We start from the raw sequence: 22035 nt of genomic DNA on the forward strand, positions 1-22035 counted from the left end.
TTGTCGCAGCCTTCGACAACGGCGGGCAGCAGACGGCGGAAGATCTGAGATCTTCGCGCTGCCCTGGGCGCTCTTGGCCACAGCGCGGACCGGGAGGTCCGGCACGGGCGGCCATGGCGGTGGCGTCCGGTCTCCCGAAGCTTGTCGGCCTGCTCAAGCGTGAAGCCGGGCAATCGGGCAGCCCCCTGCCGGCGGCCGGAGAGACAGACAGGGCGGCCAAGATCGTTCTGTGACGAATGACCTGGACGCCCTGCTCACCGCACTGCATGTGAAGATCGACGACGAGATCACGGACACCCGGTGGCTGGGACGCCCTCCCCGGCTGACCGATTCCGAGCTCGTCTGCCTCGCCGTCGCCCAGGCGATGCTGGGCTTCACCTCGGAGTCCAGGTGGCTGCGGGTCGTCGGCTCCCGCCTCGGCGAGATGTTCCCCTTCGTGCCGAGGCAGCCGGGCTGGAACAAGCGGCTGCGGGCTGCGCTGCCGCTGGTCAAACGGGCTGAACGGCTCCTTGCGACGGACACCGACTTCTGGTTCGACAACCACTGGATCATCGACTCCACCCCGGTCGAGTGCGGCCGGTCACGCCCCACGGTGAAGCGGTCGGACCTGGCAGGCTGGGCCGGATACGGGTACTGCGCCAGCCATTCCCGATTCTTCTGGGGCCTGCGGCTATACCTGGTGTGCACCCCGACCGGTATGCCGATCTTGTGGTCCCTTGCGAACCCGAAGCTGGACGAGCGCGAGGTGCTGACGGCGATGTTGGATCGTGAGCCGGACACAGGCACCGACCGCCCCGGCCTGCTGGTGATCACGGACAAGGGCTTCGCCTCCAAGGAATTCGAGACCGATCTGGCCATGCGCGGGGCAGAGCTGCTGCGACCCTCGTTCAAGCGGGAGAAGCGCCGCAAGGGCGAGTCACTGCTGGAATCAGTGCGGCAACTGATCGAGTCGGTGAACGACACCCTCAAAGGCCAGCTCGACCTGGAACAACACGGCGGCCGGACCTTTGAGGGCGTCGCCGTCCGCGTCGCCCAACGCGTCCTCGCGCTGGCCGCAGCAATCTGGCACAACCACAAGACCGGACAGCCAATCACACGGTCCCTGATCGCCTACGACCACTGATCACTTCGGAATGACTCATCTAGTCGATGTCGATCTCGAACGTGGTTGTCGTGCCGTCGTTGGCGGTCAGGGTGACCGGACCGAAGGTGATGATCGGGATCGAGGCGCTTCCGGTGCCTCGGTAGAAGCCTGTTGCCCTCGTGATCCTCACGGCGCGCGCCGAGAGCGTCGCGGCGAGCTCGTCGTCGGCGTCGATCTGCAGTTGCGTCAAGCCGGCGTGGCCGTGGCTCTCCCCCCATTCGGCAACGATGCGAGCATCGCGGCTCATCTCGGGAAGGATGCTCTGGTTGGCCCACGCCCAGAGCCTGGACTGAGAGGACGGGTTGTAGCTCGCGAGGATCTGTGCTGGTGCGGTTGCCGTCTTGTCGGGGAACGTCCAGGTGATGACTCCGGTGCGTTGGTCGAGTCCCCAGCGGTCGGCGGAGCCCAGTCCCCACGACCTGTGTGCGTCTGCCGGCTGTTCGGTCATTCCTCACCCTGAAGGAGAAGACGTCCCAGGTCAGACTGATCCGCAGCGTCCGCGGCAGGGACTCGCGGCTTGCCGTTTCGCTTGAACATTCCCATGCGGCGAAGTCGTCCAGAGGGCGGCGGCACCGGCGCCGCGCCGCGGCCTGGCAGAGGGGCGGCGGCCGGGAGTTCAGATGCCGGCGAGGAACTGCTGAACGGTGGTCGCGAAGCCGTCCGGGTCGGCCAGTGGGACGAAGTGGTCGGTCTCCAGGGGACGGTAAGCAGTCCCGGGGCGCCGGTCGGCCATGTCGAGGGCCTGCCGGGTGGGCAGGGCCTGGCTGCGGAGTCCGTGGATCAGGAGTGCGGGACAGTCGGTCGCGAGCCACTGCTTCCAGTGATCGCCGTGGACAAGGGTCTCGGAGTCGACGGTGTCCCCCGGGTGGAACGGCAGCCGCCACCCGGATCCGTCAGCCAGGCGGCGCAGCGCCGGGGCGATGGCGGGGGCGAGGGGGCCACAGGCGGCGAGGAGGTCCTCACGAGTGGCTGCGGTGTAGGGGAAGTTCAGCACGAAAGCGAGGGGGCTGGTGCCGTGGTCGGGGAGGTCGACGGGGGCGTCGACGTTGATCAGGGCTTCGACGAGCGCGGGGTGTTCAGCGGCCAGGTGGTAGGCGTTGATTCCGCCGAGCGAGTGGCCCAGCACGACGGTCTTGCCGATGCCGAGGTGGGCGAGAAGGGCGACGAGGTCGTCGAGGTAACCGGCGCGGGTGTAGTCGTCGGCTCGGTCGGAGTCGCCGTGGCCGCGCTGGTCGGGCGCGATCACCCTCCAGTCGGAGCCGAGAGCGGCAGCCAGGGCGGCGAAGGACGAGCCCTCGGAGAGGTGGCCGTGCAAAGCGAGGAGGGGGCGGCCGGTGCCCCCGAAGTCCAGGTAGGACAGGACACGGCCGTCGATGGTCAGGAAGGCGCGGGTGGGCTGGACGGACATCAGGTACTCCCCCATGTTCGGTGCGGAACTCATGCAGCGATCATACAAGCGTCTATGACAGATGTTCAATACGCTTGTATGAATCGCGGCTCGCACTCGCCCGCGGGACGGATCCAGGGCGCCCTACGGCTGCGTCAGGGGGACTTCGGGAGATGTCCAGCCCGGATCGCGCCCGCTCAGTCCGACTGCGCGGTCCAGCAGTGGGGCGTCGTCCGGTACGGGCACTACGGCACCGAAGATGCCGCCGCCGCGGTCCTCGTCCTCGGCGGCCGCCAGGAGGAACGCATGTGAGGCGCTCAGCGCGGCCTGATCGGGGGCGTAATCCTGGCCGGTGGCCCTGGCCAGGTCCCAGCCGTGGATCACCAGTTCGTCGACGGCCACCGCACCCGCGATTTCACCCGGTAGGTCCACGCCGCCCGCGCGGGTCATGCCGGTCCAGGCGGCCGGATCGCTCCAGGCCTCGGCCAGTTCGCCGAGGACCCGGGGCAGTTCCTCGCGCCAGCCGGTGGGCAGGGAGAGCGCGGCTGGGTCGGGGGCCGTGTCCGTCGTGGGGCCCAGGTCCTTGCGGGCGGCGTCGCGGAAAGCGGTGGCGAGGCCCGCGAGGTGGCCCAGCAGGTCCGCGACGGTGTAGTCGGGGCAGGGCGTCGGGTCGGCGAGCCGGGCGTCCGGGACTCCCGCCGCGATACGGGCCACGGTCCGGGCTTGTGGTCCGAGGTCGAGAGTCGTCGTATCGGTCATGTGACGCTCCTCCGGGGCGATGGGTCTGAAGGGTAGACCGGCGTCGCATCCCGTACTCATCGCAACACGGGCCGGATGTTCACCCAAGCCGACCGGCTCCGACGGTGTCCGTCCCCAGCCCGTAAAGAATCAAGCAGGGAACGACGCGGCGCGCGTGTACAGAGCAGCGCGCGCCGCCACGAAGCCTTCGAACCACGTCACGGGCCAGGCCGCCTTGGCGCGCCGGAGCATGCGGGCGACCGCGCTGGTGACGTCACCGACCCGAGAGCGGGCATCACTCCCCCGGTCGCGGCGCCGGGCGCAGGCGGCCCGCGCCGCCGTAGGTGCGGGCGAACGTCTCCGCCTCCGGGCCCGGAGTGGACAGGCGGGCGAGCCTTTCCCGGCGCAGTCGGAGGCCGAAGGCGGACTCCGCCGCGTTCCCCGGCGGAAGGTGCAGCACTTCCAGCAGCCGGTCGGAAAACTCCTGCGCCGCCCAGGCGTCCCGATGACGACGCCGTTCGTAGCCGGCCAGGGTGTCCTCGTCGCCGTCGCGGTGGTAGCGCAGCAGACTGTCCGCGAGGTCGGCAACGTCGGCCACTGCCAGGTTGAGTCCCTTCGCTCCTGAAGGTGTCAGCACGTGCGCCGCGTCCCCGGCCAGCAGCAGCCGGCCGGTGTGCACGTGGTCCCGGACGCGGCCCCGCAGCCGCAGCATGCCGACCTCGGTCAGCCTGCCCAGCCGGGGGTCCCCAGCCTCCGGTCGCAGCCGCAGTCGAAGCGACAGCTGCTCGCGGATGCGCGCCTCGGGCCAGTCCGCGAGATCCGCGTCCGGCGGGACCTGGAGGTAGAAGCGTGCCAGCCGGGGCGTACGGGGCATCATCCCGGCGAAGCCCGCCTCGTGGAGGGCGTACCGGATGCCGTCCACGGGACGGTCCACCTCGGCGAGCACCGTCAGCCAGTCGTAGGGATAGCGCCGTTCGACGGCTCCATCCATGCCTGCGGGGAACGAACGCGCGACCGTGCTGCGCGGACCGTCACAGCCCACGACGTGATCGGCCTCCAGGACGTCGTCCTGACAACGGACGCGCGGGCGGTCGCCCGTGGTGTCCACATCGAGGACGGGGCAGTCGAACCGCAGTACGCCACCCGCCTCCTCGAACGAGGCGATCAGGTCGCGCACCAGGAACTGCTGCGGATACACCCAGTGCCCGGCCCCGCCGGACAGGTCCCCGTACGGTATGTGGATCCGCTCCCCGAGACACATGAACTCGCACCATTCGTGCCGGCCGCCCTCGGCCAGCAGACGATCGGCGAGGCCGTGGTCGCGCAAGTACTCGACCACCCGGTGCTCGATCAGGCCCGCTCGGGCCTGCTGCTCCACCTCGGCCCGGCTGGACCGTTCCCGGACCTCGACCGAGACGCCGGCCCTGTGCAGCACATGGGCCAGGACGAGTCCGGCGGGCCCGGCGCCGACGATGGCCACCTGAACGTGGCGTCGGGGCGCGCTCACGACCGGCCCGCCAGAGCCAGGGGGGCGCGCAGGGCGGCGGGGACGACCTCGGGGTTGAACAACTCGGTGATGGTGGCCAGCGGTTGCTCACCGTGCCACAGCAGGTAGGTCTTGTAAGCCGCGGGCTCTCCTCCCCAGATGTCCAGGCCGACCTCGACGATCGTGCGCCGGTGGCCGGTTCCGGCTGCCTGGAGCATCCGGCCGATCGTCGCCGAGCCGTCGGTGAGGCACCGTTCGGCAGCCGCGGACAGCCCGGGCCGGGCCACCACCACGTTCCGGGAAAGGTCCACCCCGCTCGACGACGCCAGTACGGAGCGGCGTTCCAGCAGGATCTCGTCCGATGCGACCTGCAGGAGGTCCGCAGCTCCCTCGGGAGCCTCGGAGGCACGGACAAGGCGGTGGCTCATCCGGCGGACCGAGACCGCAGAGCCGACCCACGCCTCCAGCAAGGGGGTGGTCAGCCCGTCACTGCCGAGGAGCAGCCGCGTCGTGGTGTGGGCGAACCGACCGAGTTCTTCGCCGTTCTTCCCCGGGCCCTTGACGGCGAAGCCGTCCGGGAGGCCTTCCGGAAACCGGACGGATGGCAGGGTCAGCGTGGGCATGGTCACCTCGGAGGTAGGCGATGATGAGGGGGCGGACCCGATTCTGGTAGGCCGAGCCCCTTCGTCCGAACCTGAACCCGGCAGTCCGCCAAGTTGTCTTGGCGGCGCGCCGGGCGACCTCACCGGGCCGTCGCCCACATCACCGACCTCCTCCGTCACGGCCTGAACCCCTACGCCTGGGCACCGACCCGGCTCAACCTCTACTGGTCCTCACTCGCCCTCTTCGACCCTCTCGCTGCCGCGCTCCTCATCGGCGGCAAGCGCCGAGGCGCGGACCTCGCCTGCGCCGTCATGGCCACCGACATCGTCGCCAACCGGTACGCGATCCACGGCATCCAGCACAGCGGCCTCCTCGCCCAGCCAGGACTGCAACGACTCACCGCTTTCGCCGTACTCGTCCTCGGTACCGCGCCGTTCATACGACGACACCTTGCCAATTGACCTTGTTAGGATGCCGGGCGGGCGGGGCCGTAGCGCAGAGGTCGACGCGCGCGGTCTCCAAAATCGCGAGGACGCCGGTTCAAATCCGGTCGGCTCCGTCCGCTGCCGCCCGAGCAGGAGACCCGGCAGCAGAGCCACCTCGCCGAGTCAGGCTGCGCGGCAGAGCTCCGCCGAGTCGGCCGGTGCGGCGGCACGAGCCACTCTCGCGTACACCGGACGCGTGGTACGGACGGTGGTCGGGCACTCCTGCGAGCGGTCGCGCGCGAAGACGACGAGGCGCAGCACCACGAACCGGGCGACGCCGGCGAGGGCGGAGGCGGACAGGTAAACGGCCTGCTCGAGCAGGGCAGTGGGTGTCGTGACCAGCTGCTGCAGGACGAGCATCGCCACACAGGTCACCGCGTACGCGGCTGTTGCGGACCCGGCCGACTGTGCGTGCTGGCGCCAGGTCGCGCGCCGTCGCGCGCCGAACGTGAAGCGGGCGTGCAGCTCGGTGGCGAGGAGCGTGGAAGCCGCAGTGATCAGGGCGTTGGCCAACGCCCAAGGCATCCAGGAGGCGACGGCCACCACGGCGAAGCTGGAAGCGAGACCCACTCCCCCACCGCAGAGCACGAAGCGCGCGAAGGCGACGAAGGCGCCGGGTGCGGCCTGCTGCCGGCTGTGTGCTGCTGTCTCCATGACCCCACCCCTTTTGATCTCTCACTCCGTCGAAACGCGCACCCCTCGACCTCCGAGGCCTTCACCGCATCGTTTCTTATGCCAGAAACGCTACGTTGCATTCATTAATCCGACAACCTGATCCAGGTTATAGATCCTCATAATCGCAGGTAGAAGCCACCAATTCGTTGCAACGATCGCGAGATAATGCAACAACCCAAGCGGTCTCGTTGCAATAAAGTGGTGATGAACGCTACGCCGAACGGGCCGGCGGTGAGGGCCTCCGGTGGCGGTCAGCAGGAGGTGGCGACCTCTTCCCGACACCGTTGGCGGCGGCGGTCGGCGGCTGACAGCCGGGCGGCTCGCCCCGGCGGGGGTGGGCCGGCCGAAGAGCGCGGGAGCCCGACAGAGTTGTTGCACCACGTGCCGGCGGCTGCCGCGGGCGGTCCTGCGGCGATGACGCAGCGCTCGCGCTGCCCGTCGGCGCGCTCCAGCCGTACTGGGTGATCTGCGCGCCCATCTCGGTAGTTCCGGATGGAGGGCTTCGTTCTACTCGGTCATGTCCCCCCGGTGATCTCCCGGCCCGTCGCCTGACAGCCGCGTGAGCCCGACCAGGACCATGGTCGTCCCGGGGACGGGCTTCGCATGGGCGGCGCGGACGAGATAGCGCCCCGCCTCCAGGTCGATGCGCAACCGGTCGAGGTCATCGAACTCGGAGTTGGGCCCCGGAACGCCGGGTAGGCCGGAGTCCAGAAGGACCACCGGGCCCGGAACCTCCCAGAGCACCTCCGCCTCCCACGCTGCGCCCTCAAGCGCCTGTTCGACGCTGTCCAGCATGGCGTCCTCCGAGTCGGCGCCGATCCAGCTCACAAAGCAGCCGTGATCGGGCACGTAGGTGGTTGACCAAGGCTCCCCGAGAACCAGGGCCTCCGCTCGTCCGACCGGGATCACACCGAGGTAGCCCTCGACCTCGCAGGCCCTGCTGTAGTCGTCGTCGCTCATGTTCGACTCGAAGTCGCATCCCTGCCAGGACGTCAGGTCCTGTTCGGGCACGACGATGAGCGGCCCTCCCTCGGACCCGATCCACTCGCATGCGCCGTTCCCATTTTCGATCACGCGGGAAAGCTACAGCGGGTTGGTACGCGGTGGTCAGGGCCCGACTGGGCGCCCGTGGGCCGGCGTCGCCTCTCATCGCATCGCATCTCATCGCATCGGATCAGGCACCGACGTCCCCCGCGCTTCGGGGCGGCCATGCCCCCTTCACCACGCCCCGGCGAACAGTTGGAGCGCCTCGGTCGATGTCGTGCGCGGCAAGTCGATAATCACCTCGTGGACGCCAACACCGATCTTGCCCGAGGCCGTACGTGCTACGCCGACGAGGCCTGGTTCGAGGCCTTCGAGAGCCTGAGTGCCGCCGAGGGAGCCACACCGCTCGGCCCTGAGGACTTGGAGCTGATGGCCAGGTCCGCCTACATGCTCGGGCGCGACGAGGAATACGTGGCCGGGCTGGAGCGCGCACATGCGATGTGGCTGGACGCCGGCGACGTACCCCGCGCCGTCCGCTGCGCGTTCTGGATCGGCCACAGCATGCTGTTCCGGGGCCACCCCGCCCGGGCGAACGGCTGGTTCTCCCTGGGCGAGCGCATCCTGAAAGCAGATGGGCGGGACTGCGTCGAACGCGGGTACCTGCTCATCCCGGTATGGCTGAGTCAGATGGGCAGTGGCGACTGGCAGTCCGGCCACACGACGGCGGTCGAGGCCGCCGAGGTCGGCGAGCGGTTCGGCGACGCGGACCTGGTGTGGCTGGCACGTGACGAGCAAGGCCGGGCCTTGGTGAACCTGGGCCGCGTGCACGAGGGCCTGCGCCTGGTGGACGAGGCGCTCGTGGTCGCCGAATCCGGTGCGCTCTCGCCGATCGTCAGAGGCATCGTCTACTGCAACACCATCGTCTTCTGTCGCGACCTGTTCGACCTGCGTCATGAGCGTGAGTGGACGGACGCGTTGACCCGGTGGTGCGACCGTCAACCGCAGATGGTCGCGCACAACGGTCTGTGCCTGGTGCATCGGGCCGAAGTGCTGCAGTACGGCGGCGCCTGGACCGCCGCACTCGGTGCGGCCCGCCGAGCCTCCGACCGCTTCGCCCAGGGCATGTTGAACCAGATCGCCTGCGGAGAGGCGTACTACCGGCAAGGTGAGATCCACCGGCTGCGGGGCCGGCAGGCCGAGGCGGAGGCCGCCTACCGGGAGGCCAATCGCCGTGGGTTCGAGCCACAGCCCGGGTTCGCACTGCTGCGGCTGGCACAGGGCGACGACGAGGCCGCGGCGGCGACGGTCCGTCGTGCCGTGGCCGAGCACACCCGGGAGGTGGAGCGAGCCGCCCTCCTCGCGGCGTACGTCGAAATCATGCTGGCCGGGGGCGACATCGACGACGCGGCTGCGGCTGCCGATCAGCTCTCGGCGATCGCGGAGCACCAGAACAGCGACCTACTTCGCGCGAGGGCCGCGTACAGCCTCGCCTCCGTGGCGTTGGCCACGGGCGACGCCGCCGCCGCTCTCACCGCGGGGCGGCGGGCGTGGCACGTGTGGCAGGAGCTCGAAGCGCCGTACGAAGCCGCCCGGGCGCGCGTCCTTGTGGCCCTGGCCTGCCGCTCGCTCGATGACGTCGACGCGGCTGCCCTGGAGCTCGATGCGGCTCGCGCGGTGTTCGCGGAGCTCGAGGCCGGGCCCGACCTCGCCCATGTCGCTTCCCTCGCTCCTCGCGGACCGGGCACGGAAACCCACGGCCTCTCGGAACGCGAGCTGGAGGTCCTCCGCCAGGTGGTCAAAGGCGCGAGCAACCGGCAGATCGCTGCTGCCCTGGTGATCAGCGAGCACACCGTTGCGCGGCACCTGCAGAACATCTTCGGCAAATTGGAGGTCTCCTCGCGGACGGCGGCGAGCACTTTCGCGTTGGAGCACGGCCTCGCCTGAGCCGCCTGGTCAGAAATGACCAGTGCGATCCACCACGGTGTGGTGAATGTGCGCGATGCGGGCCACGCCTCCGCACGCCTAGCGTCGAATCGTCCGAACGACACGGCACCGAACGCGGAGGACGCCATGTACGTCGTGGTACAGCACGAGATCGTGAATCCGGAAACCGCGTTTCCCCGCGGTCAGGCTCTGATGGCCGGCACCGGAGCGCCCGATGGCACCCGGGTGCTGCAGTTCTACCCGCACGTCGATGGATCGGTCGTGACGTGCCTCTGGGAGACGAAGTCCGTCGGGGACGTCCAGCGCTACGTCGACAGCACTCTCGGGGACTCGAGCGTCAACGTCTGCTACGAGGTCGACTCGGAGAACGCGTTCGCCGATCGCCCACTCGGCCTGAAGCAGTCGCCGGCTCCCGTCACGTACTAGACCCGTGCTTCGCGGGGTGACGACAGTGTGGAGGGGGCCGAGGAGGTGCCCTTGGGGCGGCCCGTCGTGTTCGTCTTCAGCCGCTGAGCTACGGGAGTAGCGGCGCGAGTACTGCCGTGGTGTCGTAGCGCTGTTGGAGCGTCCGGAGCCGGGCCAGGTTGCTGCCGTAGGCCGCCCGTGTCTCGGTCTCTGTTTCGGGGAGGCCCGGTCGCAGTTCGACGTTGTAAACCCCGATGCTGTGCCCGGCCAGTGACTGCAGCGTGTCGCGTGCCCACGTCCTGCAGGCCTCGTCGTCGTTGGCGTCGTCCCAGATCGCGTTGAGCGGGATGCTCCATTCGCTGGTCCTGCCCCAGAACGCGGTGGCGGTGTCGTCGACGTCGGCCAGAGCCCCACCGGTGTGCTGGAAGTCGATGCGGCACGCCCTCGTGGGTGCGGCGCGGATCCTGTCCGCAAGGGTGTCCGCGACCATGGCGTCGAGGGTGGGACCGGTGAAGGCCGCCTTGCCGAAGAACGAACCACGTGGACCGTCACCCGGCTGGGGCAGCCGGATCGGGTCGGGCTCGGCGCCGCCGGCGCCGGGGATGGCGAACTCGGGCAGCCCGGCGAGATAGCGGCCGGACGTCTCCGAGCGGTAGAGCGGCGGCGAGCCCGCGCCCGCGACGACGGCGGAGGCCGCTGACCTGGCCCGGCGGATGGCGCTGTCGTGCCGGCTCGCGCAGGCGGTGTAGAGGAACAGGACCGGCTCGTCCGGCGAGAGGGCGGTGTAGCCGAGCACCGCGCTCATGGTGGTGTCTCGGGGGAGCTCGGGAGCGATCCGGAAGTAGGTGGCGAGCGCATCCAGACCCACCACCGCCCGGTCGACCCAGACCGGGCCGATCTCGTGGGTCCGGAACACCGCGGAGGTGACCACTCCGACGGCAGGCGCGCAGCCCCGCACCGCCCACCACAGGTCGCCCTCCTCGCCCGAACTCCTCTCCGCGAGGTGGACGACGTCACCGGATGGGAGTACGAGTTCGACGCCGACGAGATGGTCGAGGGTGAGCCCCAGGGACCTCGTCAGATAGCCGATACCCCCGCGGGTGGCCATCCCCAGGCCGGTGTGGCCGACGACGCCGATGGGCACCGCACGGCCTGCCGGGGCGAGGACCCCGAGCATGGTGGCCATGGTCGCCCCACCGTCGACGGCCACTCGGTCTCCGTCCGGTCGGGCGGCGTCCAGGTGCTCCGAGAGGTCCAGCATGACGGCTCCGTCGGTGACGCAGTTCGCGCTCAGACCGCCGCCGCGCACGGTCACCCGCGCTCCCGCCGCCGTCACGACCCTCATGACGGTCGCGACGTCGTCGGCCGTGCGGGGCGCCACGACGCACGCAGGCCGTCGCCGGGCTGCCTCGGGGAAGAAGACCTTCGCCAGAGCGTTCTCGTACCCAACCGTTCCCGGCGCGCGCACCGCCGATCCGAGTACGGACCGCAACTGCCCGACGATGTCGTCCGATGGAGGGACGAGCGCGCTCACCGCAGCGTCCCGAGCCGGAGGTTGCCCGGTGGACGGGCCGGGAGTGCGGGGGGTGTGGTTGCTGGTCATGGTGGCTCCGATTCCCGGTGGTGGGTTTCGGGCGGAGAGCCTTCGGTTGTCCCGGGTGGATGGTGAAGCTCCCCCGGGAGGGTAGACGAGTCGAAAACCGCACACAAGGTTTCCCAGGCCGGGCCGCCCCGGCCCCGTCCTCTTCGGCACGCGCTCGCCGCAGAACGGCGCGGCGCCCCCAAGGCGCGGGACTCGCCTGCTACTCGTGCCGGTTCGACCGGCACGAGTAGCGGTGACGGAGAGGTCGCATCACGCGACGGCGGTGCCCTCGAGTTCGACCATCTGGCCGGGGATCGCCAATCGCGTCACCTCCAGCATCGTGGACGTCGGCGCCACCCCTGCGGCGCCCAACCTCGCCGCCAGCACGCCGTAGTGCTGGAAGAGCTGATCGACGTCGGTCGTGTAGACGTTGAGCCGGACGAGGTTCGCGAGAGACATGTCGGCCTCGGCGAGCACGGCCTCCAGGTTGTCGATGCTCAGCGTCAACTGCGCCGCGATGTCCCCGTCATGTTGGGGCTTGCCGTCGCCACTCATCGCGGTCTGCCCCGAGATGTACAAGGTCCGTGTCTGCCCGGAGACGACCTCACCCTGGTTGAATCCCATCTCCACCGACCACGTCACCGGGTTGATCGCCGTTCGCTCCACTGCCACTTCACTCCATTCGATTCATCGGAAACACGCATGTCATTGGCTCGGCAGCCGCCGGCCCTGACGTCGCATCAACTAGCCTCGCGACAAATCACGACACCCTCTGTCATGTATTCCGATAAAGTTGTCGTATGCGCGCAGACCGGTTGGTGTCACTGGTGCTACTGCTGCGCCGGCGCGGTCGGCTGACGGCGGACGCGCTGGCCCGCGAGCTGGAGGTATCCACCCGCACGGTGCTGCGCGACATCGAGGCGCTGTCCGCGGCCGGCGTCCCGGTCTACGCCGAACGCGGCAGGCACGGCGGGTTCGCACTGTTGCCCGGATTCCAGACCGAGCTCACCGGACTGAACCACGACGAGGCCCTCGCCTTGCTGACCACCGGATCGGGACGCGGCGAGCAGGCATTCGGTCTCGGCTCGGCGCTCGCTTCGGCCATGCGGAAGGTGGTCGACGCGCTTCCCGAAAGCCACCGGGCCTCCGCGAGCGACGCGGCCCAGCGGATTCTCGTCGACCCGGAGACCGACCTGCTCTCACGCCGGCTGGTCACCGAGGAGGTACCCGACACCACGATGATCGAGGTCAGGCGCGCGGTGCTCGCCGGACACAAGCTGCGCATCCACTACGCGGCCACAGGCCAGACACCACAGTGGCGCACGGTGGACCCGATCGGCCTGGTCACCGTACGGGGCCAGGGATACCTTCTGGCCACCAGATCCGGCGCGGACCGCACCTACCGGCTGTCGCGGGTGCTGGCGGCCGAAGAACTCCCGGAAACGGCACAGCGACCGAACCAGGTCGATCTCGACCGGATCTGGCGTGAACGCTCCGCGCGGTTCCTCTCCGGCGGCGACCACATCACCGCGCAGGTACGGGTGAACCCGGCGCGGCGAGAGGAACTGCTGGACACCGCCCTGGCCGTCCGCGCGGAGGAACCCGACGCGGACGGCTGGCTGCGGCTGGAGGTGACCTTCCAAGATTCCCGACATGCCGAATGGGCGCTGTGGCAGCTCAGCACGGACGCGGAAGCCCTGACCCCACGGTCGTTGCGCACCGCCCTACACAAGCGCGCCGACGCGATTGCCACCCGCTACGGAGACTCCTCCTGAGAGGGAGAGGCCAATTCACCGGTTGCCGACGGCATCAGTCGTCAAGGGCGAGGTGAACACCGAAGCCGGCGATGGCGGTGCCGGTGATCCGGTCGAGGATCCGGCGCACCGAGGGGCGCCGAAGGCTGCCGCGGAACGCCCGGGCGAATGAGATCAATACGCCGGACCAGAGCAGGCCCAGCAGGATGTGGATGTCGGCCAGCAGGATGCCGGTCGTCAGGTGCGGGGCGCCTGCCGGAATGAACTGCGGCAGGACGGCCATGTAGAAGGCACCCACCTTGGGGTTGAGCAGGTTCGTCAGAGCGCCCCGGCGCCAGCCGCTCCCGAAGCTGCCGTCGACGGCCGGCTCGTGCGCGGCGTCGTCCTGGAGGAGATCGGCCCGAGCCCGCCTGCGCAGGGTCGACACCAGGATCCGGCTTCCCATCCACACCAGGTACACGGCTCCGGCCCACCGGAGCATCGCGTAGGCGAGGTGGGAGGCGGTCAGCACGGCGGTGATGCCGAGCGAGCTGAACACCCCCCAGGCAAGGGTTCCCGTCTGGATGCCGAGGACGACGCCCCAGGCGCAACTGCGGTGACCCAGTGCGGCGGTGCGCAGTACGAGGGCGGTGTCGAGGCCGGGTGTGAGGGTGAGGAGTCCCACGATCAGCGCGAAGGACCCCAGAGCGGAGGCAGTGATCATGAGTGGCCACTGTAACGCCGGAGCGGCCGACTTCCCATATCCTGCCCGAAATCGGGCAGGTGGGAGCCCTTTTGGCTTCTGCTTTAGAGGTACGGGTCGAAGGGGATGCCCGCGGGCTTGGCTTCCGCCAGGTGGGATGCGAACGCGCTGTCCTTCAGGCCGAAGTGCGCGCTGCCGAAATCCGCCTGGCTGAGCTTGTCGCGGAGTGTCGCCGGGTAGCCGGACCACCCGACCAACGCGGGGAACTGCCAGGCGCGGCGGTGGTTCTCGGGCGGCTCGTCGTTGGTGTTCGCCGCTCGGAAGCAGTGTGTGCCGATGCCGTCCTTGTGGTAGACGATCTTGGGGTGAGTGCCGTCCCAGCGGATCTGGTCACGCGCGTGGATGACGAAGTCGCCGTGGGCGGAGGTCGCGACGTACTTGGCCTCGGTGCCCTGGATCCACACCACCACGTGTTCCCAGTCGTGGCGGTGGCCGCCGAGAGAGATGCCGGGGACGGCCTGGTCCTTCTCGAAGTACAGTGCGTAGATCACGGCGCACCAGCCGTTGTTGCACTTCCAGCGGGAGTAGCCGTTGGTGTTGTCGAGGTCCGCGGCGTCCCGGCAGTTGCCGTTGAGGGCGCCGGTGGGATTGAGTCCGCCGTTCAGAACTCCGCTCGGGCCTATGGCGGGTGTCGGATAGCAGCCGTCGGTGTCGTAGTCGTAGGCCGGCTGGAAGGTCAGCTCGATCGCTTCGGCCTGGCTGGGCAGGGCCGGGGGTGGCGCCGCGAAGGCCACCTGGGGAAGGCCGACGACCAGCGCGAGGGTGGCGCCGACGACCACTAACGATCTCCGGATGTGACGGTTCGTCCGCAAGCGTTCCTCCAGGCCGGTCGGGATCGAGGTGGCGGGCGGATCGCGACCACCATCGACCGACACGCCGGGAGCATCATTCGCGAACCGGGGCGGCACAGCAAGGGTCCGGGCGGTCTCTTTCTTGCCCGGATGTCGACTAACTATGGTTTCAGCCAGGAGAGTTGACTAAATGTCAGAAATGGGATGCGAGGGGCAACCTCTACCCCAGACGGCAGCGCTCAGGCAGGCATCGGTGCGGCGCCTCAGGCAGGCACCGGTGCGGCGCCTCAGGCAGACATCGGTGCGGCGCCGGGCGGCGGCGGGTGAGAACGGGCCGGTTGGCGGCAAGGGGCCGCCGTTTCCCGGCGCGGGGGGCCGAGCTGGACGTGAGGCACAGAGGGTCCGAGCCGTAGCGGCCCGACCGCGGGCGAGCGCCGCTACGCAGCGGACCCCGAAGCGCGACGAGCGGGCGTCAAACGGTCACAGTCCGATGGCGTTCATCAGGACGATGGCCGTGAGGTTGAGGAGGATGACGGCGATGACAACGCCGATCATGGCCCAGGCTCTGCGTGATTCGTCCATGCCTACGAGTCACCTCCCGACTCGGACCTGCCGCCACGCGGAGGCCCGGCGGCCGGACGAAGGTCCGGCGACCTCCACCCATGATGACCCGGTTCCGCGCGGCGCACAGGTCCGGCGGGGGGCGCGGCCGCTCGGGCACCGGCCGGTCGTCGGCCGTCACAGAGGGCGACCGGGTGCGGCCGGCGACGGGCGGTCGACCCCCAGCCCCGGTTGAGGCGCGGTCGATCAGGCCACCCAGGCTCCGGTCATGCCGATCACTGCCGCGCCGTCCTGGTCGGCCAGCTTGGTCGCGGTGAACTCGCGGGCCCACTGCGACGTCTGGATACGGAACGCGGGCCGCTCGGCGGTCAGCGCCTCCATGACGGCTTCGGCCGCGCCGGCGGGGGTCTGGGCGCCGTCCAGGAACTGGCCGACTGTACGGTCGATGTAGTGGCGCAGCGCGTCACTGTAGGGGCCGGCCGCGGCGATGCGGGCTTCGATGTCGAGTCCGATGTTGTTGACGAACTCCGTGGCCACGGCGCCCGGTTCGATGACGGACACGTCCACTCCGACGGCGCCCGCGACGGGGGCCAGGCTCTCCATGTACCCCTCCACGGCGAACTTCGCGGCGCAGTAGGCCTCGTTGAACGGCTGACCGATGACTCCGCCGACACTGGTGACCGTGATCAGGCGACCTCCGGTGGCCCGCAGGTGCGGCAGTGCGGCCTTGGAGACGTTCAGCACGCCGAAGAAGTTGACCTCCATGACCTCGCGGACATCGTCGACCGATTCGAGTTCGAGGGTGCCGACGTGCCCGGCGCCGGCGTTGTTCACGACGGCGTCCAGACGCCCGTAGTCGGCGATCACGCCGCCCACGGCGGCCGCGACGGAGCTCTCGTCGACGACATCGAGCTGTCGGATGTCCAGTTCGACGCCCGCGTCGGCGGCGGCCTTGCGCAAGGCGTCGGCCCGGCCGGTGTCGCGCAGGGTGGCGATCGTGCGCCATCCGGCCCGGGCGGCGGCGATGGCGGCTGCCAGGCCGATGCCGGAGGAGGTGCCGGTGATCAGGACGGTGCGGGCGGAGGTGTCGGGGGTGGTGGGGGTGGTGGGGGTGGTGGGGAGGGAAGACATGGGGCGCCTTTCACGGAACGTGATTTATGTGCGTGCACACACACTATAAAATTATGTGCGTGCGCACGCAACCCCTAGACTGGCGCCCATGCCGAAGAAGCTCACCGAAGCCGAGATGCCGGCGGCCGACTACGCGTTCTACGGGCTGGTCTGGGCCGGCACCGTGCTGACCGATCGCGTCGACCGTGCGCTCGTGAAGGCCCACGACCTCCCCGTGTCCTGGTTCGAGGTCATGCTGTGGCTGGCTTCCAGCCCCGAGCCCGTGCCCGCTTCCGTCCTCGGCAACAGCACGCTGCTCAGTCGCAGCCAGGTCTCCCGGGTCGTGGACGCCCTGCAGACCCGGGGGCTGGTGACCCGTACGCCCTCGGCGCGTGACGCCCGGTCGGTGGAGGTCTCCCTCACGGATACGGGACGTACGGTCTTCGCCGAGGCCGACGCGACCCGTCGCGAAGCCCTGGCGCCGGTCTTCACCGAGTTGCTCGACCAGCAGGACCTGGAGGCGCTGGGAACCGTGTGGCGCAAGCTCAAGGCCGACAAGGACCTGCGGGCCGAGAAGAGCTAGTCAGCGCCCGTCCCGCTGCTGTCGCCGCCCGTTCCGCCGTCCGCGTCGGCCGGGAACGCGGTCGCGGCAGCGGGCCGGCTCGTGATGGTCGCGGCGGACGCCGGAACCATCAGCCGCCGTCGGAGGTGAGCGTCGCGGCGGCGGCGAAGAGGCGGGAGCAGCGCTGCGTCATGGCCTCCGGGCTCTGTTCCGGGTGCTTGACCCACCAGCGGACGAGGGTGGCGACCAGGTCCCGCCAGACGTACTTGAGCGCGTCGGCGTCCAGCGGGTCGGTGGATCCGGCCGCGCGCAGCAGTTCGGCGGTGCCGCCGGCGGCGAGCCGGTCGATGGCCGACCAGTACTCCGAGGCTCTGCGTGCGGCCTCGCCGCCGGGCGGCAGGGTGGTGTCGTACAGCACGAACCACGCCTCCCGCTGCCCCTCCAGTGCGGTGAAGATGCCGTGGAGTACGCGCAGCGGCGTGTGCGGTGCGGTCCCGTCGGGGCCCATCGCCGTCCGGATGGCGTCCAGGAGCCGTTCCCCCACGGGGACCAGGCAGGCGACGTACAGGTCCTCCTTGGTGCCGAGGTACTGGTGCAGCAGCGTCTTGGTGACGCCCACCCGCGCGGCGATGGCGGGGAGCGATGCGGCCGCGTAGCCGCGGGTGCCGAACTCCTTCGTGGCGGCCTCCAGCATCTGCTGCCGGCGGTGCTCCCGCGGGACTCCCTTGGTGCCGGCTTTGGAAGGTGGGGTTGTCATCGGGGTTGCCATGAGTCGATATTATCAGTAGGTAATTTACCTGTAGGTAAATTCTTCGACCTCTGGAGCGCATCCATGGCCGGCACCACCGCGCAGTCGACGTCCCGCACCCGCTCCTGGTGGGGGTGGGGCTGGGCGGACGCGCATCCCGACGATGCCGAATGCGCCGCGATGGGCGCCCTGCTCCCCGGCACCCTCGCCCACCCGCTCCCCGTACCCCGCGTCCGCGACCTGGGCGTGGGGAGCCCCGCCGTGGAACCCCCGCGGAGCCTCGCCCACCTGGTCACCGCCGACCCCGGGGACCGCGCCGCCCACGCCATGGGAAAGGCGTACCGCGACGTGGTGCGCGCCCTGCGCGGGCGGCCCGGTCGCATCCCCGATCTCGTCGCCCGCCCGACGGACGACCGGGGCGTGGCCGACCTGCTGGAGTGGGCCGGCGACCGGCAGGTCGCCGTCGTCCCGTACGGCGGAGGTTCTTCGGTCACCGGGGGCGTGGAGTACCGCGGCGACGCCCACCGGGCGGTGCTGTCCCTCGACCTGACCGCCATGGGACGCGTCCTGGAGGTCGACACCGAGGGCCGGGCCGCACGCATCCAGGCCGGCACGCTCGGGCCCAGCCTGGAGGACCAGCTGCGGCCCCACGGCCTCACCCTGCGCCACTTCCCGCAGAGCTTCGAGTTCTCGAGCCTGGGCGGCTGGCTCGCCACCCGGGCCGGCGGTCACTACGCCACGGGCCGCACGCACATCGACGACTTCGTGCAGTCGCTGCGCGTCGTCACCCCCGCCGGCACGAGCAGTTCCTGGCGGCTGCCCGCCTCCGGGGCGGGCCCCTCCCCCGACCGGCTGTTCCTGGGCTCCGAAGGGGCTCTCGGCATCATCACCGAGGCGTGGGTCCGCCTCCAGGAACGCCCCCGACACAAGGCGTCCGCGGCGGTCCTCTTCGCCGCCTTCCCCGACGCGCTCGGGGCGGTGCGTGCCATCGCACAGTCCGACCTCTCCCCCGCCAACTGTCGTCTGCTGGACGCCGGCGAGGCCGCGCTGTCGGGCGCCGCCCGGGACGGCTCCGCCGTATTGGTCCTGGGGTTCGAGTCGGCCGACGAACCGGTGACCGCCCGGCTCGAACGGGCCCTCGCCCTGGCCCGCTCGCACGGCGGCCGGCACGACGGGACGGCCGGCACGAACGAGGGCCCCGGCGGCGACGCGGCCGTGAGCGCCTGGCGCTCGGCCTTCCTGCGGATGCCCTACCTCCGCGATGGTCTGGCCAGGATGGGAGCGGTCGCGGAGACCTTCGAGACGGCGGCCACCTGGGACCGGATCCCCGGCCTCATCGAAGCGGTACGTACCGAGGTCGGCGCGGCGGCGCTCAAGGCCACCGGACATCCCGCGACCGTGAACTGCCGCCTGACGCATGTCTATCCGGATGGCGCGGCGCCCTATTTCACCGTCCTCGCGGCCGGCCGGTCCGGCGACGAGGACGCCCTCTGGGACGACCTCAAGGCCGTCGCCGTCGAGGTCCTGCACCGCCACCGGGCCACGATCACCCACCACCACGCCGTCGGACGGGACCACCGCCCGGGCTACGACCGCCAGCGCCCCGAGCCCTTCGCCCTCGCACTGCGGGCCGCGAAGGGGGCGCTCGATCCGCGGGGCATCCTCAACCCCGGCGTGCTCGTGGACTGACCGGGGCCGTGTGCGCGGCCGCCGGAGGGCGGACACCGGAGGGCGGACACCGGAGGGCGGACACCGGAGCTTGGTCTCGGGCGCCCTCCGGTCTCCGTCCGGACCGCTTCGGCCGTCCGTGGCCGGAGGGGAAAGGATCACCTCTTCGTTCCGTTGCGACCGCCACCCAAGCGGTAGCAAATTGGACAAACGATGCAAATGTTGCATTTAACTTGATTGTCCGTCATATCAACCTTGATGGTGTGTCAGTCGCAAACCCGCGAGGCATAATCGGGCCCGGTCGTCTCCGGAAGTGGTGGAGCCATCGGGGCGCCGACCCACTCCCTCGGCGGAATTCCGCATCGGATCTACCCTCAAGGCGTTGTAGATGTCCCTGGCCAGCCGCACCCGCCTCGCGGCCCTGCTCGCCACGCTCTCCGCCGGCGCCGTCGGGGTGACGACCTGGGCCTACGGATACGGGAACGCGCAGGGGCCGGCAGCACCCGAGGCGGCCTTCCGCCCGAGTGTGACCGAGGGCACGGTGCTCCAGGTCGTCGCGCATCCCGACGACGACCTCTTCTTCATGAACCCCGACCTGAGCCGCTCCATATCGACGGGCGTCAAGGTCGCCACCGTTTACCTGACCTCCGGCGAGTCCGACGGCAGGAACGAGGCCCACAGCCCGCACCTGGAGGACCCCGAGGGCCCCGCCGACCACGCCGCCTACGCGGAGGCCCGGCAGAACGGCATCCGGGCCGCCTACGCGCAGATGGCCACCGGCAACCGCACCAGCGCGTGGCAGCGCAAGTCCATACCCACCGCGGGCGGCGGGAGCGCCGAGGTCGACGTCCTCGTCGCCAGGCCCGAGGTCAACCTGGTGTGGATGCAGCTGCGTGAGGCGCGCAGCATCTCCGGCGACAATCCGGACAGCCTGCGCGGCCTCTGGGACGGCAAGGTTCCCGCCCTGGGCGCCCAGCTGACCTCCGGGACGCCGGTCAAGTCCTCGTTCTCGTACACCAAGGAGCAGGCCGTGGACGCCATCGCGGATGTCTTCGCGATGTACCGGCCGACCACGATACGGACGCAGGACCCGACGCCCGGCCGGTCGCAGGGCGGCGGCGCCTTCCTCGACCACCAGGACCACATGTACGGCGCCCGCTTCGTGCAGGCCGCGGCCGAACGCTACGCGAAGTCCACGGACCGGCCGCACTTCTCGATCCAGAACTATGTGAGCTACCCCAACAGCTCCCTGCCGCCGACGCTCGACCCGCAGGCGGCCGAAGAGAAGCTCGGCTACCTCAAGACCTATGCCTGGACGGACCACCAGGACTGGTGCGGCAGCCCCGCCGGCTGCGGCGACCGCAAGACGGCGACCCGGCCCACCGGCGCCGGATGGAACCGGACCATCCGCTACAGCCGGGGTGACGGCACCTCCTGGATGACCGAGGGCGTCTCCGGCCGACTGTGGGCCTTCGCCGTCCTGGACGGCCGGATGGCGTACTGGTCGCGCAGCGGCCCCAAGGCCTCCTGGCAGGGGCCCGGGTTCCTCGCCGGCGCCGGCCTCGACGCGGGCGCGACGGCGGTACGGCTCCCCGACGGCAGGGTCGCGGTCTTCGGCACCCGCACCACCCTCGGCGCCACGCCCCAGGAGTACGGGCGCGACCTCGTGTACGCCGTCCAGGCCGCGCCCGACGGTGCCTTCGGCCCGTGGCAGTCGCTGGGCACCCCGGACACGGAGGACATATCCGGCACCTCGGCGATCAGTGCACCGGCCGTCGCCGTGGACAGCACCGGCCGGATGACCGTGTACGTACGCGATTCCCGGCGCACCCTGCGCGCCCGTGCCCAGGCGACCCCGGACGGCGCCTTCGGCACGTGGCAGGCCCTCGGCGGCACCGGCCTGCAGGGCGACCCGGTCACCGCGACCGACGGGGCGGGGCGGCGCCACGTGTACGCGGCCACGTCCCAGTCCGTGCTGGCCTGGATCCAGCCGACCCCGGACGCCCCGTTCAGCGGCCCGGTCCCGACCGGACTGCCGGCGACGACCGGCCCGCTCTCGGCGATCCCGCAGGGCGACGGCGTCCGGCTGTACTTCCGCCGCCCCGGCACCGGCATCGTCGGTACGAGCATGGCCACCGCCGGCGGGCCCGCGCCGACCTTCTCCCCGGTCACCGGGACGGGCGGCGAGGGCGGCTACGGCGCCGTAGGTGTCGCGGGCAACGTGCTCGCGGGACGCGCGGGAGCGGGCACGGTCAGTGTGTCCGGCCCGGACGACGCCCCGTCCTGGTACGAGTCCCAGATGCTCTACACGGGCGCACCGGCGGCCCTGGCCGAGCCGGACGGCACGACCGTGGCCGCGGCCCTCGGCCTGGACGCCGGTCTGCACATCACGACGGCTCCCCGGGCCGGATCCGAACCGCTGGGCAGCCGCCCGCCCTCCTCCCCGTGGCACCGGGCGGCCCAGCCCTCGATGCTCGCGCAGGCCGGCCGCACGGACCCGGACTCCGGGTGGCAGCGCTGACGGGCGCGGGCGAGTATGGCGGGCGGACCACCTCGGGCCCGACCGAGATCGGCTCCCGACCACACTCCCGGCCACACCCCCGGCCACCTGACCACTAGCGATCGGGGCTCCCATGACCCGTTGCTCCACCACGCGCGGGCGCGCG

Annotated in this window: 21 protein-coding genes and 1 tRNA gene; 9 read left to right on the forward strand and 13 right to left on the reverse strand. The window is 70.5% G+C overall.

All coding sequences use genetic code 11. The annotated features are described in order from the left end of the window. Window positions 1–229 precede the first annotated feature (229 nt). Window positions 230–1123, forward strand: coding sequence for an IS982 family transposase (locus ACFV9H_RS03410; protein WP_385392659.1), 894 nt, complete (start codon window positions 230–232; stop codon window positions 1121–1123). A gap of 19 nt (window positions 1124–1142) precedes the next feature. Here ACFV9H_RS03410 and ACFV9H_RS03415 read toward each other — a convergent pair whose 3' ends face one another. The 5 genes from ACFV9H_RS03415 to ACFV9H_RS03435 form a co-directional block, all read right to left on the reverse strand. Beyond that, window positions 1143–1592, reverse strand: coding sequence for a DUF6882 domain-containing protein (locus ACFV9H_RS03415; RefSeq protein WP_385392661.1), 450 nt, complete (start codon window positions 1590–1592; stop codon window positions 1143–1145). A 168-nt stretch (window positions 1593–1760) separates the two neighbouring features. Continuing rightward, window positions 1761–2585, reverse strand: coding sequence for an alpha/beta fold hydrolase (locus tag ACFV9H_RS03420; protein WP_385392664.1), 825 nt, complete (start codon window positions 2583–2585; stop codon window positions 1761–1763). A 90-nt stretch (window positions 2586–2675) separates the two neighbouring features. After that, window positions 2676–3290: a TIGR03086 family metal-binding protein gene (locus ACFV9H_RS03425; protein WP_385392667.1), complete on the reverse strand. Its 615-nt coding sequence runs from the start codon at window positions 3288–3290 to the stop codon at window positions 2676–2678. A gap of 274 nt (window positions 3291–3564) precedes the next feature. Further along, entirely contained in the window at window positions 3565–4776 is a 1212-nt protein-coding gene (locus ACFV9H_RS03430; RefSeq protein ID WP_385392669.1) for an FAD-dependent monooxygenase, read from the reverse strand. Beyond that, window positions 4773–5378: a hypothetical protein gene (locus ACFV9H_RS03435; protein WP_385392672.1), complete on the reverse strand. Its 606-nt coding sequence runs from the start codon at window positions 5376–5378 to the stop codon at window positions 4773–4775. The genes ACFV9H_RS03430 and ACFV9H_RS03435 overlap by 4 nt, the downstream gene beginning before the upstream one ends. Before the next feature lie 93 nt (window positions 5379–5471). On the opposite strand from ACFV9H_RS03435, the gene ACFV9H_RS03440 reads away from it, so the two are divergent. After that, a complete protein-coding gene (locus ACFV9H_RS03440) occupies window positions 5472–5819 on the forward strand; it encodes a hypothetical protein (RefSeq protein WP_385392675.1) in 348 nt (115 codons plus the stop codon). A 23-nt stretch (window positions 5820–5842) separates the two neighbouring features. Next, window positions 5843–5917 (forward strand) — tRNA-Trp (locus ACFV9H_RS03445). A 49-nt stretch (window positions 5918–5966) separates the two neighbouring features. On the opposite strand, the gene ACFV9H_RS03450 is transcribed toward ACFV9H_RS03445, so the two are convergent. Continuing rightward, a complete protein-coding gene (locus ACFV9H_RS03450) occupies window positions 5967–6497 on the reverse strand; it encodes a GtrA family protein (protein WP_385392678.1) in 531 nt (176 codons plus the stop codon). A 528-nt stretch (window positions 6498–7025) separates the two neighbouring features. After that, window positions 7026–7592, reverse strand: coding sequence for an Imm21 family immunity protein (locus ACFV9H_RS03455; protein ID WP_385392680.1), 567 nt, complete (start codon window positions 7590–7592; stop codon window positions 7026–7028). 213 nt (window positions 7593–7805) lie between these two features. On the opposite strand from ACFV9H_RS03455, the gene ACFV9H_RS03460 reads away from it, so the two are divergent. Further along, window positions 7806–9446, forward strand: coding sequence for a response regulator transcription factor (locus ACFV9H_RS03460; protein WP_385392683.1), 1641 nt, complete (start codon window positions 7806–7808; stop codon window positions 9444–9446). 126 nt (window positions 9447–9572) lie between these two features. Beyond that, complete coding sequence (locus ACFV9H_RS03465) at window positions 9573–9872, forward strand: hypothetical protein (protein ID WP_385392685.1); 300 nt, start codon at window positions 9573–9575, stop codon at window positions 9870–9872. A gap of 88 nt (window positions 9873–9960) precedes the next feature. Here ACFV9H_RS03465 and ACFV9H_RS03470 read toward each other — a convergent pair whose 3' ends face one another. Both ACFV9H_RS03470 and ACFV9H_RS03475 read right to left on the reverse strand, forming a co-directional pair. Further along, window positions 9961–11454, reverse strand: a complete 1494-nt coding sequence (locus tag ACFV9H_RS03470) for an FAD-binding oxidoreductase (RefSeq protein ID WP_385392688.1) — start codon at window positions 11452–11454, stop codon at window positions 9961–9963. A gap of 249 nt (window positions 11455–11703) precedes the next feature. Further along, window positions 11704–12099: a RidA family protein gene (locus ACFV9H_RS03475; RefSeq protein ID WP_385393064.1), complete on the reverse strand. Its 396-nt coding sequence runs from the start codon at window positions 12097–12099 to the stop codon at window positions 11704–11706. Window positions 12100–12233: 134 nt separating this feature from the next. On the opposite strand from ACFV9H_RS03475, the gene ACFV9H_RS03480 reads away from it, so the two are divergent. Next, window positions 12234–13208 carry a helix-turn-helix transcriptional regulator gene (locus ACFV9H_RS03480; RefSeq protein WP_385392691.1) on the forward strand — a complete coding sequence of 325 codons (975 nt, stop codon included), beginning with the start codon at window positions 12234–12236 and terminating at the stop codon, window positions 13206–13208. Window positions 13209–13242: 34 nt separating this feature from the next. Here ACFV9H_RS03480 and ACFV9H_RS03485 read toward each other — a convergent pair whose 3' ends face one another. The 3 genes from ACFV9H_RS03485 to ACFV9H_RS03495 form a co-directional block, all read right to left on the reverse strand. Then, window positions 13243–13890, reverse strand: coding sequence for a LysE family translocator (locus ACFV9H_RS03485; protein ID WP_385392694.1), 648 nt, complete (start codon window positions 13888–13890; stop codon window positions 13243–13245). Between the two features lie 83 nt (window positions 13891–13973). After that, window positions 13974–14741, reverse strand: coding sequence for an NPP1 family protein (locus tag ACFV9H_RS03490; RefSeq protein WP_385393067.1), 768 nt, complete (start codon window positions 14739–14741; stop codon window positions 13974–13976). A 786-nt stretch (window positions 14742–15527) separates the two neighbouring features. Beyond that, window positions 15528–16412, reverse strand: coding sequence for an SDR family oxidoreductase (locus ACFV9H_RS03495; RefSeq protein WP_385392697.1), 885 nt, complete (start codon window positions 16410–16412; stop codon window positions 15528–15530). A gap of 88 nt (window positions 16413–16500) precedes the next feature. On the opposite strand from ACFV9H_RS03495, the gene ACFV9H_RS03500 reads away from it, so the two are divergent. Then, complete coding sequence (locus ACFV9H_RS03500) at window positions 16501–16974, forward strand: MarR family winged helix-turn-helix transcriptional regulator (RefSeq protein WP_385392699.1); 474 nt, start codon at window positions 16501–16503, stop codon at window positions 16972–16974. 109 nt (window positions 16975–17083) lie between these two features. On the opposite strand, the gene ACFV9H_RS03505 is transcribed toward ACFV9H_RS03500, so the two are convergent. After that, on the reverse strand, window positions 17084–17722 hold the full coding sequence (locus ACFV9H_RS03505) for a TetR/AcrR family transcriptional regulator (RefSeq protein ID WP_385392701.1): 639 nt from the start codon (window positions 17720–17722) through the stop codon (window positions 17084–17086). A 63-nt stretch (window positions 17723–17785) separates the two neighbouring features. Here ACFV9H_RS03505 and ACFV9H_RS03510 point away from each other — a divergent pair, with 63 nt between their 5' ends. Both ACFV9H_RS03510 and ACFV9H_RS03515 read left to right on the forward strand, forming a co-directional pair. Continuing rightward, the gene (locus ACFV9H_RS03510) at window positions 17786–19390 is read left to right on the forward strand and encodes an FAD-binding oxidoreductase (RefSeq protein WP_385392703.1); all 1605 of its coding nucleotides are present in this window, start codon (window positions 17786–17788) and stop codon (window positions 19388–19390) included. A gap of 367 nt (window positions 19391–19757) precedes the next feature. Further along, window positions 19758–21890, forward strand: a complete 2133-nt coding sequence (locus ACFV9H_RS03515; RefSeq protein WP_385392705.1) for a PIG-L family deacetylase — start codon at window positions 19758–19760, stop codon at window positions 21888–21890. Window positions 21891–22035 lie beyond the last annotated feature (145 nt).

This window comes from Streptomyces sp. NPDC059874 (genome assembly GCF_042731135.1).
Taxonomy (GTDB): Bacteria; Actinomycetota; Actinomycetes; order Streptomycetales; family Streptomycetaceae; genus Streptomyces.